The 13,721-nt window shown below is 61.1% G+C and carries 12 protein-coding genes; 8 read left to right on the top strand and 4 right to left on the bottom strand.

Annotated elements, in window-relative coordinates:
- Positions 1-22 precede the first annotated feature (22 nt).
- Complete coding sequence (locus tag AAFO90_RS02290; protein WP_347508365.1) at positions 23-442, bottom strand: Hsp20/alpha crystallin family protein; 420 nt, start codon at positions 440-442, stop codon at positions 23-25.
- A 136-nt stretch (positions 443-578) separates the two neighbouring features.
- On the opposite strand from AAFO90_RS02290, the gene AAFO90_RS02285 reads away from it, so the two are divergent.
- The 8 genes from AAFO90_RS02285 to AAFO90_RS02250 all read left to right on the top strand — a co-directional run bounded on the left by AAFO90_RS02285 (position 579) and on the right by AAFO90_RS02250 (position 8,611).
- Positions 579-1,262 (top strand): nitroreductase family protein, encoded by a 684-nt coding sequence (locus tag AAFO90_RS02285; protein ID WP_347508364.1) that lies wholly within the window; start codon positions 579-581, stop codon positions 1,260-1,262.
- A gap of 29 nt (positions 1,263-1,291) precedes the next feature.
- A complete protein-coding gene (gene dtd / locus AAFO90_RS02280) occupies positions 1,292-1,735 on the top strand; it encodes a D-aminoacyl-tRNA deacylase (protein WP_347508363.1) in 444 nt (147 codons plus the stop codon).
- Between the two features lie 357 nt (positions 1,736-2,092).
- Positions 2,093-3,676: an ABC transporter substrate-binding protein gene (locus AAFO90_RS02275; RefSeq protein WP_274832474.1), complete on the top strand. Its 1,584-nt coding sequence runs from the start codon at positions 2,093-2,095 to the stop codon at positions 3,674-3,676.
- 1 nt (position 3,677) lies between these two features.
- Positions 3,678-4,634 (top strand): ABC transporter permease, encoded by a 957-nt coding sequence (locus AAFO90_RS02270; protein ID WP_065270803.1) that lies wholly within the window; start codon positions 3,678-3,680, stop codon positions 4,632-4,634.
- Positions 4,631-5,446 carry an ABC transporter permease gene (locus AAFO90_RS02265; protein ID WP_065270804.1) on the top strand — a complete coding sequence of 272 codons (816 nt, stop codon included), beginning with the start codon at positions 4,631-4,633 and terminating at the stop codon, positions 5,444-5,446. The genes AAFO90_RS02270 and AAFO90_RS02265 overlap by 4 nt, the downstream gene beginning before the upstream one ends.
- A complete protein-coding gene (locus tag AAFO90_RS02260) occupies positions 5,443-7,080 on the top strand; it encodes an ABC transporter ATP-binding protein (RefSeq protein WP_347508362.1) in 1,638 nt (545 codons plus the stop codon). The genes AAFO90_RS02265 and AAFO90_RS02260 overlap by 4 nt, the downstream gene beginning before the upstream one ends.
- Before the next feature lie 108 nt (positions 7,081-7,188).
- Positions 7,189-8,025, top strand: coding sequence for an alkaline phosphatase family protein (locus AAFO90_RS02255; RefSeq protein WP_347508361.1), 837 nt, complete (start codon positions 7,189-7,191; stop codon positions 8,023-8,025).
- Positions 8,026-8,041: 16 nt separating this feature from the next.
- On the top strand, positions 8,042-8,611 hold the full coding sequence (locus tag AAFO90_RS02250; RefSeq protein WP_347508360.1) for a DUF4453 domain-containing protein: 570 nt from the start codon (positions 8,042-8,044) through the stop codon (positions 8,609-8,611).
- 16 nt (positions 8,612-8,627) lie between these two features.
- Here AAFO90_RS02250 and AAFO90_RS02245 read toward each other — a convergent pair whose 3' ends face one another.
- From AAFO90_RS02245 to AAFO90_RS02235, 3 genes are all read right to left on the bottom strand, one after another.
- Complete coding sequence (locus tag AAFO90_RS02245; RefSeq protein WP_347508359.1) at positions 8,628-9,554, bottom strand: alpha/beta hydrolase; 927 nt, start codon at positions 9,552-9,554, stop codon at positions 8,628-8,630.
- A gap of 128 nt (positions 9,555-9,682) precedes the next feature.
- Positions 9,683-11,584 carry an acyl-CoA synthetase gene (locus AAFO90_RS02240; protein ID WP_347508358.1) on the bottom strand — a complete coding sequence of 634 codons (1,902 nt, stop codon included), beginning with the start codon at positions 11,582-11,584 and terminating at the stop codon, positions 9,683-9,685.
- Between the two features lie 186 nt (positions 11,585-11,770).
- Positions 11,771-13,570, bottom strand: a complete 1,800-nt coding sequence (locus AAFO90_RS02235) for an ABC transporter transmembrane domain-containing protein (protein ID WP_347508357.1) — start codon at positions 13,568-13,570, stop codon at positions 11,771-11,773.
- Between the last annotated feature and the right edge of the window lie 151 nt (positions 13,571-13,721).

Genomic DNA, 13,721 nt, shown 5'->3' with positions numbered 1-13,721 from the left:
TCTGTCCAAGGCCGAAAAAGCCTCAGGATTTGGAGATCTTGATCTTCTTCGCGGTCTCTGGCTGTTTCAGCGCCTTCTTGGGAACGCTGATATGAAGCACACCATCCTCCATATGCGCCGCTGCCGCAGCGCCATCAGCATCTTCCGGCAGGCGGAAGGCACGGCGGAATGCACCATACTGGCGCTCGCTGAAGTACCAGGTATCGCCTTTCTTCTCGGTCGAGGTCTTCTTTTCGCCGCTGATGGTCAGAACGCCATTGTCCACGGTCAGTTCCACATCCTCATCGGTGACACCCGGTAGTTCCATGGTAATGTCATAGGCTGCATCCCCTGAAGAGGCCTCGGTCGCCGGGCTCAGCCAATCTGCAACCCGGGCACCAAATGCACGAAAGGGATCATAAAGCGACGGCCAGAAACCGCTTTGTTCGGTCTTTTCTACCATTGATCTTCCTCCTGTTTCGAACGCGGGCAGCGTATCTCAACCGGTGAGGTCTCGATTTGATCCATCTCAATTCTGGCCTTGAACCCCGTGGCACCGCTGGCCATTGTGGCGCCGCACCACAGCAGGAGAGTTGCAGATGACCACGAAGTCAGCCGATCTGACCGAACTGGACGCCCTGATGAAGGACCGTCACAGCTGCCGGGCCTTCCGCCCGGATCCGGTTGACCGGGAGGTGATCGAGCAGATCCTGCGCTGCGCCCAGAAAGTCCCGTCCTGGTGCAATGCCCAGCCGTGGAAAGTGACCATCACCAGCGGCGCCGAAACCGACCGTCTGCGCCATGCACTGACAGAGGCTGCCATGGCGGGCGGGCATGCGCCCGACCTGAGCTTTCCGGATGGCTATTCGGATGAATATCAGGCGCGGCGCCGGGAATGTGGCTGGGCGCTCTACGAAGCCGTCGGAGTGACCAAAGGCGACCGCGCAGGATCTGCCCGGCAGATGATGGAGAACTTCAACCTTTTCGGTGCACCCCATTGTGCGATCCTGTCCTCACCTGCCGAACTTGGCCCCTATGGCGCAATGGACAGCGGCGGATTCGTTGCCGCCTTTACCCTGGCAGCGCAAGCCGCAGGGGTCGCAAGCGTTGCGCAGGCGGCGGTCGCCTCTTTTGCGCCGATGCTGCACGAGATGCTGGAGATCCCGCAGGATCGGCTGATCCTCTGCGCGATCAGCCTTGGCTATGCCGACCTTGAACATCCCGCAAACAGCTTCCGGACCACCCGTGCACCCCTGCCCGAATTCACCGACTGGCGCGGCTAAGTCATCGACAGCAAAGGACGACAATCCCCATGCGAGCCCTCATTCAGCGCGTCAGCGAAGCCTCAGTCACCGTCGATTCCGAAGTGACCGGCGAGATCGGGGCCGGGCTGTTGGTTTTGGTCTGCGCGATGGAGGGCGACACCGAAGCCGAAGCCGATCATCTGGCGGCGAAGATTTCCAAGCTGCGCATCTTTCAGGACGACGCGGGCAAGATGAACCGCTCGGTCCGCGATATAGGCGGCGCGGTTCTGGCGGTGAGCCAATTCACCCTGGCGGCAGATGCCAGACGCGGCAACCGGCCCGGGTTTTCCGATGCCGCCGATCCTGAAACCGGCGCGCGGCTTTATGCCTATTTCTGCGAGGCGCTGACCGGTCTTGGCCTGCCGGTGGCCACCGGGCGGTTCGGCGCCGACATGAAGGTGCGCCTGCTGAATGACGGCCCCGTTACGATCTGGATGGACACCACCGCATAAGAACCTTTCCGACCAGACCGATCCTTTGCCCACGTGTTGTCGGGGGCGATTCTCTCTTCTGCCGCCGCGATTTGGCCAGATCTGCACGCAATCCCGGCATCGCACTACGAATGCGCAAAACCGGCATACGTATGTCGTTTTTGGTGAATTCTTGCCTTCCCCCGGTTTTCATTCACAAAAATGCGGCATACCACTGGCAAAACGCGACCTGTCGCTGGCATGTGTCCCGCCGCTTTGGCCCCGGACGCCGCTGCGGAACAGGTATTAATGCTTGCTAGGCCGCCGCAAATGCGCAAATCTTGAATAGCCAATCAAGAAAAAGCTGTTTGAAGCGGCAAATTCAACTGGGAGACTTCAATGAAAGATCAACTGTATTTCCTCGCGCGTCAGGCTGCCACGGGCATGATGAGCCGCCGCGAATTCATGGGCCGTGCCGCCGCGCTGGGTCTCACCGCTGCTGCAGCCAACTCGCTGCTGTCCACCGAAGTCATGGCCGCAGGCCCCCAAAAAGGCGGCACCATCCGCGTCGGCCTGCAGGGCGGCAGCACCACCGACAGCCTGGACCCGGCGCTGGCCACCAATCAGGTTGCCCTGTCGCTGATCCGTCTTTGGGGTGAATCCCTGGTCGAGCTGGCCGACGACGGCGGCATCCAGGGCAAGGTCGCGGAAAGCTACTCCGCCTCCGCAGACGCACGTGTCTGGACCTTCAAGATCCGCCAGGGCATCACCTTCTCCAACGGCAAACCCGTGACCGCCGAAGACGTGGCGCAGACCATGGACCGCCACTCGGGCGAAGACACCAAATCCGGTGCACTGGGCATCATGCGCAGCATCACCAACATCTCGACCGAAGGTGACAGCGTCATCATCGAGCTGGACAGCCCCAACGCAGACCTTCCCTACCTGATGACCGACTACCACCTGGCCATCCAGCCCGGCGGCGGCAAGGACGATCCGGCAGCCGCGATCGGCACCGGCCCCTATATCCTGAAAGAAGTCGATATGGGCGTGCGTTTCGTTGCCGAGAAAAACCCCAACTACTGGGGTGATCTGGGCAATGCCGAAACCATCGAATACGTGGTGATCAACGACAACACCGCCCGCGTTGCCGCGCTGCAATCGGGTCAGGTCGACATGATCGACCGGGTACCCCCGCGCACCGCGAAACTGGTTGACCGCGCGCCGAACATCAACGTGCATTCCACCAGCGGCCCCGGCCACTACGTGTTCATCATGCACTGCAACACTGCACCGTTTGACAACAACGACGTGCGGATGGCGCTGAAATACGGCATCAACCGTCAGGAAATGGTCGACAAGATCCTCAATGGCTACGGCACGGTCGGCAACGACTCCCCGATCAACTCGTCCTATCCGCTTTATACAGAGTTTGAGCAGCGCGAGTTCGATCCGGACAAGGCGATGCACCACCTGAAGAAATCGGGTTACGACGGTGAGATCCTGCTGCGGACTTCGGACAACTCCTTCCCGGGCGCACCGGATGCGGCGGCCCTGTTCCAGCAGTCCTGTGCAACCGCAGGCATCAACGTCAACGTCAAGCGTGAGCCGAACGATGGCTACTGGTCCGAGGTCTGGAACAAGCAGCCCTTCTGCACCAGCTACTGGGGCGGTCGTCCGACCCAGGACCAGATGTACACCACCGCTTATCTGTCGACAGCGGACTGGAACGACACCCGGTTCAACAACGAAAAGTTCGACCAGCTGCTGCTGGCGGCCCGCGCCGAGCTGGACACCGCCAAGCGGACCCAGATGTATGCCGACATGGGCGCCATCCAGCGCGACGAAGGCGGCCTGATCTGCCCGATGTTCAACGACTTCGTCGATGCGACCTCGGACAAGCTGGCAGGCTGGGTCGACGGTGCAAAAGGCTTTGCCCTGATGAACAGCTATGCACCGCACAAAATGTGGGTGAAGGCATAACATGCCCCTCCTGTTAAAACTTTTGGCCCAGCGCATTGCGCTGGGTCTTCTCCTGCTGTTTCTGGTTTCTGCCCTGATTTTTGCCGGGACAATGATCCTGCCCGGTGACGTTGCGCAATCGATCCTGGGACAGTCCGCCACGCCCGAGGCGCTGGCCAACCTGCGTGCCGAGCTTGGCCTGAACGAGCCCGCGCTGCAGAGATATTTTGACTGGCTCGGCGGTATCATGACCGGCGATCTGGGAACCGCCCTGACAAGCGGCAGCGACATCGCAGAAAGCATCGGCAAGCGCCTGTCGAATACGCTTTTCCTCGCTTTCTGGGCTGCCGTCATCGCGGTACCTCTGGCAATCTTCCTTGGCCTGCTGGCCGTGCGGTTCAAGGACCGTTGGCCCGACAAGCTGATCTCGGCTGTCACGCTGGCCTCGATCTCGATCCCGGAATTCCTGATCGGCTACGTCCTGATGTACCTGATCGCGGTCAAACTGCGCTGGTTCCCGTCGGTTGCGATGATCAACGACAACATGTCGCTGGGTGAAAAGCTGAGCTCCATCGCCCTGCCCGTTGCGGTTCTGACCCTCGTCGTTCTGGCGCATATGATGCGCATGACCCGGGCTGCGATCCTCAATGTGATGCAATCGGCCTATATCGAAACCGCCGAGCTGAAGGGCCTCAACGGCTTCCAGGTGATCTTCCGCCACGCCTTCCCGAACGCCATCGCGCCAATCGTCAACGTTGTGATGCTGAACCTTGCCTATCTGGTGGTTGGTGTCGTCGTGATCGAAGTCGTCTTCGTCTATCCGGGCATGGGCCAGTATCTGGTCGATCACGTATCGAAACGGGACGTTCCGGTGGTTCAGGCCTGCGGTCTGATCTTTGCTGCCGTCTACATCGGTCTCAACATGGTTGCAGATATCGTTGCCATCCTGTCGAACCCGCGTCTGAGGCATCCGAAATGAAAAATATTCCCATTTCCGCCCTCATCGGGCTGTTCTTTACAGCGCTCTACTTCCTGATGGCCATCCTGGCGCCGCTGATTGCCCCCTATGGCATGGCCGAGGTCGTCGGTGACGTCTGGGAGCCGTCCTCGTCCGAATTCTTGCTCGGCACCGACAACATCGGCCGCGATCTGCTGACCCGCATGATCTATGGCGGGCGCACCACCATCTTCATCGCAACCATGGCCACGGTGGTTTCCTTCACACTTGGTTCGGTTCTTGGCTTTTTTGCCGCCGTCACCGGTGGCTGGGTTGATCAGGCACTGTCGCGCTTTGTCGATCTGGTGATGTCGATCCCGACGCTGATCTTTGCCCTTGTGGTTCTGTCGGTGACACCGGTCACCGTGCCGATGCTGATCATCGTGATGGGCCTTCTGGATTCCACCCGCGTCTACCGTCTGGCCCGCGCCGTTGCGGTGGATATCGAGGTCATGGACTATGTCGAAGCCGCCCGTCTGCGCGGCGAAGGCACCGTCTGGATCATCTTCCGCGAAATCCTGCCCAACGCACTGTCACCGCTGGTGGCTGAGATGGGCCTGCGCTTCATCTTCATGGTTCTGTTCGTCTCCACCCTGTCGTTCCTGGGTCTGGGCGTGCAGCCCCCCGAAGCGGACTGGGGCGGTATCGTGAAAGAGAACAAGGACGGTATCGTCTACGGCATTCCTGCCGCACTGATCCCGGCCTTTGCCATCGCCACGCTGGCGATCTCGGTCAATCTGGTTGCCGACTGGGTGCTGAACCGAACCACCTCGCTGAAAGGAGGCCGCGGATGAGCGATCCACTGATTAAAGTCCGTGACCTGAAAATCGGGGCAACGGTCTATCCCCCCGGCGAACGTCCGCATGATATCGAAATCGTGCATGGCGTCAGCTTTGATCTGGAAAAGGGCAAGGTGCTCGGTCTCATCGGGGAATCTGGCGCCGGCAAATCTACCATCGGTCTTGCCGCCATGGCCTATGGCCGCGGCGGTGTGAAGATCACCGGTGGAGAGGTCTGGATCAACGGGCGTGATATCCTGAAATCCTCGCTGCGCGATGTGCGCCGCCTGCGCGGCGGTGAAGTGACCTATGTGTCGCAATCCGCAGCTGCTTCGTTCAACCCGGCCAAGAAGATCATGGAGCAGGTGACCGAGGCCGCGGTCGAGCAAGGCAAGTTCTCCAGGAAAGACGCCGAGGCCCGTGCCCGCACCCTGTTTGCCAAGCTGGGCCTGCCGGATCCGGACAATATCGGCGAACGCTACCCGCACCAGGTGTCGGGTGGTCAGCTGCAGCGCTGCATGACAGCGTTGGCGCTCTGCCCCGAACCCGATCTGGTGGTCTTTGACGAGCCGACAACCGCACTGGATGTGACCACCCAGATCGACGTGTTGAAGGCGATCAAGGAAGCGATCCGCGACACCGGTGTGGCGGCGCTTTATATCACCCACGATCTGGCGGTGGTGGCACAGGTCAGCGATGACATCATGGTGCTGCGTCACGGCGACATGGTCGAATACGGCGATGTGGATCAGATCATCAACGCGCCGCAGGAAGACTACACCAAGGCGCTGGTCTCGGTCCGCTCGGTCGAGCATGAGGAGAAGGCCCCATCAGGCGATCCGGTCCTCAGCATCCGCAACATTACCGCCCGCTACAAGGGCACCAAGTTCGACGTGCTGCATCACGTCAACGCCGATCTCTACCCTGGTCAGACGCTGGCGGTGGTGGGTGAATCCGGTTCCGGCAAATCCACCCTCGCCCGCGTGATCACCGGCCTTCTGCCGCCGCGCGAAGGGGAAATCGAATTCGCAGGCCGCGTGCTCTCGCCCGATCTGGCAAGCCGGACAAAGGATGATCTGCGCGAATTGCAGATGATCTACCAGATGGCGGATGTGGCGATGAACCCACGCCAGACCGTGGGTACTATCATCGGGCGCCCGCTGGAGTTCTACTTCGACATGAAGGGCGCCGAAAAGCGCAAGCGGATCATCGAACTTCTGGATGAGATCGAACTGGGCGAAAGCTTCATCGACCGCTACCCGGCCGAGCTGTCGGGCGGTCAGAAGCAGCGTGTCTGCATCGCGCGGGCACTGGCGGCCAAACCCAAGATGATCATCTGTGACGAGGTGACATCGGCGCTCGACCCGCTGGTGGCGGACGGCATTTTGAAGCTGCTGCTGAACCTGCAGAAGATCGAGAACGTCGCCTATCTGTTCATCACCCACGATCTGGCGACGGTGCGGGCGATCTCGGACAATATCGCCGTGATGTATCAGGGCCGTGTGCAGCGCTATGGCAGCAAGACCGAGGTGCTGTCTCCGCCGTTCGACGATTACACCGACTTGCTGCTTGGGTCGGTGCCGGAAATGCGGCTCGGCTGGCTCGAAGAAGTCATCGCGAACCGCAAGATGGAAAGCGCCGGGAACTGATCCGGCGCCTCGGTCACAAAACACCACAGGCCCGCGCAGCTGCGTGGGCCTGTGCCGATAAGGGCGGTCTCACCCGCCGGGCAAATGCCAAGACAAGGATTGCCAATCATGGACAAAAAACTCCTCCTCATCATTCTGGACGGTGTGCCGTGGCGCAATTTCCGCCGCCTGTTCGGGAACCTCGAAGGCTGGGTCGATAGCGGCGATGCCCGCGTGTGGAAACACCGTGCCGTACTGCCGTCAATCTCGGCCAGCTGCTATGCCTCGATCCACACCGGCGTGGCCCCGGCCGAACATGGCTGCACCGGCAACGGCAACGTCTTTCGCCTGTCGCACAAGGACGTCTTCAGCCAGGTACGCAGTGGCGGCGGCACGACCGGCGCCGTGGCGCATAGCTTCTGGTCCGAGTTCTTCAACCGGCACCCTTTCGATTTCGTGCGCGACATCGAATACGATGAACCCGAAAGCGAGACCATCAACCACGGTCGTTTTCACAGCATGACCGGTTACGGTCTCATCAACCAGATGACGCCCTCGGATGTGGATCTCTTCGGCACGCTCACCAACCTCGCCCACCGGTTCGATCTGAACTATGGCATGCTGCACACCTGCACGCTGGACAGCATGGGGCACCGGTTCTTCCACGACTGCCAGGAGATGGACCATGCCTGCGCGGTCATGGACGAGATGCTGGCGCCCTTCATTCCGCGCTGGCGCAAGATGGGTTACGAGGTGATCGTCACCGCCGACCACGGACAGGACGAACGCGGCCACCACGGTGGACGCAGCCCGCTGCAACAGGAAACTGCGCTCTATTACTTCGGCGATGCCGAAGGGCCCCATGTGGACACTGTCATCGACCAGCTGCAACTGGCGCCGACGATCCTGAACCGGTTGGGTGCGCCCATCGCCGATACGATGAAGGCCAAACCTTTTCTGAGCTGACGCAAACGGAGCCCCCATGCTGAAACCCGCAGTTGCCTGCCTTGCCCTATTCGCCGCTCCGGCAGGCGCGGGCGATTTCTGCCATGATCTGTGGTACACGCGGAACGCCATCATGGACCGGGCCGGGTATTGCTTTGGTTCCGCTCTGGGTCAGGCGGTGTTCGGCACGGGGCCCTGCATCGGCAAATCGGTCAGCCTGACGCCGCAGGATCAGCAACGTGTCGCGCAGATCCAGGGAATGGAGCGCGACCTGTCCTGCCGGGTGAATACCAAACAGCACCATCTGGATCTGGATGATTTGCATATCCGCAGGCAGCTGTCGGATCTGCCGATCCCGGACGAAATACAGGGCGCGTGCCTCGGCTGGATGGGCCCCGCGACCGCGCTGCATGCCGGGCATAGCGAAGCCAGCCCCGTGATCGGGCAGATCCTGCCCGATGACACCGTATCCTATAGCCACTGGCCCGATGCGGGCTGGACCTATGTCACCACATCTGCGGGACATGGTGACTGGCGCGTCAAAAGCGGCGGCTGGCTGAACTATGAAAAGGCCGGAGAGGTCCCCTGCCGGGATTTCGCGGGCTGATCACCCGCCCCCAGCCCTAATCGTAAGGCCAGATTTCCTGGCCCAGCGCCTCAATGGCGAGCGAGATACGTTCGAAACTGTCGCGGGCGCGGCCAACTGAATGGCGCGCGCGCAGATAACCGTGCACCAGCCCTTCTTCGTTGATCCAATGGGCCTTGCCCCCGGCCGCGAGGATGCGGTCCCGGTAATCGCGGCTGTCATCGCGCACAGGGTCGCAATCGGCGCTGATCAGAATGGTCGCGGGCAGTCCGGAAAAGTCGCCGTCCTGCAGCGGCGCATAGGTGGGATCGCCTTGGGGCACCTTGCCATCCTTGCAGCGTACCCCCTGATAAAACAGGATTTCATCCCTGGTCAGCATCGGTGCCTTGGCATGCTCGAGGTAGGATCCCGCATTCACATCGCCGCCAAAGGCCCCATAGATCAGCACCTGCCCCAGAATGCGATCCGTCCGCCCCCGGGCATGATGGGCCACCGCCGCACAGAGGTTGGCGCCAGCGCTGTCGCCAGAGAGGACAATACCGCCCTCATATTCTGACAGGATCCATTCAAAGGCCGCCCAGGCGTCATCGAACATCGCCGGGTGCATATGCTCGGGCGCCAGACGATAGTCGACTGCAACCACGCGATATCCAGTCTGGGCGCAGATCTCGGCGCAGACGTCATCGTGGCTTTCCAGCCCGCCAACGACAAAGCCTCCACCATGGCAATACATCACCGTGCGCGTCGGGTCCCCGGCAGTATAGATCCGCACCGGCACCCCATGGACCTGCCGGTCCTCGGTCTCGACCACATCAGGGCGGGGCGCCAGAAAACTGCGGGCCATGGCGTTGTAGATCTCGCGTTGCTCCGGAACCGAACGCTCTGCCGTATCCGCCGGATAACAGTCGTTGGTGCGGCGAATGAACGCCCAGGTTTCCGCGTCGATCAGTTGTTCGTAGTCCATGATCTGGAAGCCTCCCTTTTGCCTGCTGAGGCAAACCCTAGGCCACGCCATGGCAGGAAGGGAATGCCCAAAACGACACAAAGCGCCCTTTCAGGCGCTTTGTGCAGAATTCTGATATCCGACCAGAGTCAGCCCTGATCCTGCGGCAGATGCTCCCACGGGCGAGTAAAGCCCCCCAGAACCTGACCGATTTCGCCATCGCTGGCACCGTTGGCCTCGACCTGCGCGACAAGGCCGCGCTTCTTGTCGTCGATCACTGCTTCAACGCGGGTCGGCAGCCCCGCCTTCAGCAGCGCTTCGTTGTAGATCCGGGTGATGGCATTCTTGCGCAGGTCCGGTTTGAACACCTTGCCAACGGCCGTCTTCGGCAGTTCGTCCAGCACCGTCAGATGTTTCGGGATCGCTGCGCGTTCGTGGATGTGCACCTTGCAGTAATCCATCAGTTCTTCAGCCGTGGCGCTGGCACCATCGACCAGTTCCACAAAGGCACAAGGCACCTCGCCAGCGTGAATATCGGGCTGTCCGATCGCCCCGGCAAAGGCGACGGCCTCATGCCCGAGCAGCGCCTCTTCGATCTCGGCGGGATCGATATTGTGACCGCCTCGGATGATCAGGTCCTTGGCCCGCCCGGTGATCCAGACATAACCATCGGCATCGACACGCCCCAGATCGCCGGTGCGCAGATATTTATCGTGGAAATAGAGATCAGCGTTCTTTTCCCCCTCGGTATAGGTATTGCCCGCATAGACACCGGGGTTAGACACGCAGATCTCCCCGACCTCGTCGGTGCCGCATTCCACCAGTCCATCGGCAGTGGATTTGATGATCTTCACATCGGTATAGGGGAACGGAATCCCGATCGAGCCGATCTTCTTTTCGCCATCCACCGGGTTACAGGACACCAGGCATGTGGCCTCGGTCAGACCGTAGCCTTCGACGATATTGACGCCGGTGGCCTTTTCAAACCGGCGGAACAGTTCGACCGGCAGCGGCGCCGAGCCGGAAAAGGCCGTTTTCACCGTCGACACATCCGCATCAACCGGGCGCTGCATCTTGGCCGAGATCGCGGTCGGCACGGTGATGATAAAGGAAATCTTCCAGCGTTCGATCAGCTTCCAGAAATTGTCGAACACGCCATCGCCGCGATAGCCCTGCGGCGTCGGGAAAACCACATGCGCGCCCGAGGCCACTGCTGCCATCACGATCACATGGCAGGCAAAGACGTGGAACAGGGGCAGCGGACACATGATGTTGTCCTCTTCGGTAAAGAGCAGGCTATGCCCGATCCAGCCGTTGTAGATCATCCCCGAATAGGTGTGCTGCGCCACCTTGGGCATGCCGGTTGTACCACCAGTGTGGAAATAGCAGGCGACGCGGTCCTCGGTGCCGTCGGCAAACTGCAGCGTGGTGGGCTGACGGCGCATTTCCTTGGTGAAGCTCTTGTAATCGGCGTGGGCCAGCTGCGCCTTATTCTCCAGCTTGGGCCGCACCAGGGGCACGATCCAGGATTTCGGCGGCGTCAGATAGCGGTTCAGGTCCACCTCAAGGATGGTGTTCACATGCGGCGCATGGCGCACCGCCTCGGCCACCTTCTGGGCCACGTCGGTCTTCGGGAAGGGTTTGAGCGTTACCACGACCTTGGCGTTGGTTTCCCGCAGGATCGAAGCAATCTGCTCCGGCTCCAAGAGCGGGTTGATCGGGTTCACGATCCCCGCAACGGCGCCCGCCAGCATGGTCACCAGCGTTTCGGTGCAGTTCGGCAGGATATAGGCGACAACGTCCTTCTCTCCGACGCCCAGCTCGCGGAACAGATTGGCCGCCTGGGTGACCTGATCCTTGAGCTGGCTCCAGTTCAGGGTTTCCGCCTTGTCGTTCGGGCCAGAAAACAATTGATAGCTGATTGCATTATTGGTCGGAAACTTGCCTGCCGTACGGTCCAGCAACCCGTAAAGAGTGGTCGGCAGGTCCCGCGCCTCCCACGGCATCTCGTTTTCAACTGCCTTGCAATCTTCCACTGTGGCAAACGCCATTGCTTTCCTCCCCTGCCCCCTGTCCCGGGGGATTATCTCCTACGATCAAGATGGTTGTAAAACCCGCGCTGTGCAAGCGCAGCGCAAGGGTCACGTCAAGGCAGGGGCGCATTTAACGCTGCGACAAATCATTAGCTTACGAAGGGGAAACCGGCCCGTGGGGCGGAATGTGTCCGTGCAGGAAGGTTACTCGGCGGCAAGCCCGTCAGTGAACTGGAGACGCGCCAGACGCGCGTAAAGCCCGCCTTCGGCAACCAGCGCATCATGGGTGCCGGTGGCCACGATGCGGCCCTCCTCCATCACCACGATGCGATCAGCCTTTTTCACCGTCGCAAGCCGGTGCGCCACGATCAGCGTGGTGCGGCCTTGGCTCAGCTCATCCACGGCAGCCTGCACCAGACGCTCGCTTTCGGCATCCAGCGCCGAGGTTGCCTCGTCCAGCAGCAGAACAGGCGCATCGCGCAGGATGGCCCGGGCGATGGCGATCCGCTGTTTCTGACCACCAGACAGCATCACACCGCGCTCGCCCACATAGCTGTCATAGCCTTCCGGCAGGGCCGAGATGAAATCATGCGCAGCAGCGGCGCGGGCGGCGGCTTCGACCTCTGCATCAGTGGCATTAGGGCGACCAAAGCGGATGTTTTCCCGCGCCGAGGCGGCAAAGATAATCGGATCCTGCGGCACCATGGCGATATGTTTGCGGAAGGCATCCCGGCGCAGATCGCTGAGCACAACACCATCCAGGCGCACCGCACCCGCGTTCGGGTCATAAAACCGCTGGATCAGCTGAATGATCGTCGTCTTGCCTGCGCCCGACGGGCCGACAAAGGCCACCGTTTCACCGGGTTCGATGGAGAGAGAAACATCGTCCAGCGCCAGCACATCGGGGCGCGCGGGATAGCGGAACATCACGTTTTCAAAACTGATTTCGCCGCTCACCGGCTCAACCAGCGCCTTGGGCGCGCTGGGATCGTTGACGGCATCCTCGGCATTCAGCAACTCGACCAGCCGTTCGGTGGCCCCGGCCGCCCGTTGCAATTCGCTCCAGATTTCCGACAGGGCGGCGACGGAGCCCGCCACCAGAACCGAGTAGATGACGAATTGGATCAGGGTTCCTTCGGTCATCACACCGGCGCGCACGTCGATGGCGCCCATCCACAGCACCCCGACGATGCCGGAAAACACCAGGAAGATCACGATGACTGTCAGAAACGCCCGCGTGCGGATCCGCTTGCGCGAAACGTCATAGGAGGTTTCGGTCATCTGCGCGAATTGCAGGCGGCTTGCGTCCTCATGAGTAAAGGCCTGCACGGTCTGCACCGCACCCAGCGCCTCTCCGGCATTGCCAGAGGAGGCCGCGATCCAGTCTTGGTTTTCGCGGCTGATAGCTCGCAAGCGCCGTCCCAGCACCAGAATCGGCACAATGACGGCAGGGACGATCAGCAGCACCAGACCGGTCAGCTTGGCCGAGGTCAGCAGCATCAGGAACAGCCCCCCGCCAAACAGCAGCATATTGCGCAGGGCGATGGAAACGGAAGAGCCGAGAACCGATTGGATCAGCGTGGTATCGGTGGTGATCCGGCTCAGCACCTCGCCGGTCATAATCCGCTCGTAGAACACGGGGCTCATCCCGATGACACGGTCGAACACCGCCTTGCGGATATCAGCCACTACCCGTTCACCCAGCCGCGTCACCAGCGCATAGCGCAGGCCGGTGCCCACAGCCAAAAGGGCCGCCATCGCCAAGGCGGCCATGAAATACTGGTTCAGCAACGCATTGTCGGAAATACGGAAGTTGTCCACCACCCGGCGCACGGCCAGCGGCAGGCTCAGCGACACGCCTGCGGTCAGGACCAGCGCGCAGGTGGCAACGAACATCAGCGCCTTGTAGGGGCGCATGAAAGGCCACAGCGCCGCCAGCACTCCGATTTTGCGCGAACTTTGCCGCTCTTCTTTCGCGTTCGGGGCTGCCGTCTTGCGCGCCATTGCTGATCCTTATGACAATTTCCTGGCAAAGCCATGAGCCTTGCGGTCCAGTGTGGTTCATGGCCCTCAAGGCCCCGCAGGTCAAGCGTTCCGCCCAAGGGCATCTGGACGCACACCTTGTCAAAAGTGGCAAACGGCCCCTGAAACTGTG

This window comes from Phaeobacter sp. CAU 1743, from assembly GCF_039839315.1.
In the GTDB taxonomy this organism is placed as follows: Bacteria; Pseudomonadota; Alphaproteobacteria; order Rhodobacterales; family Rhodobacteraceae; genus Phycobacter; species Phycobacter gallaeciensis_A.
This window is presented reverse-complemented; position numbering and strand designations above follow the sequence as displayed.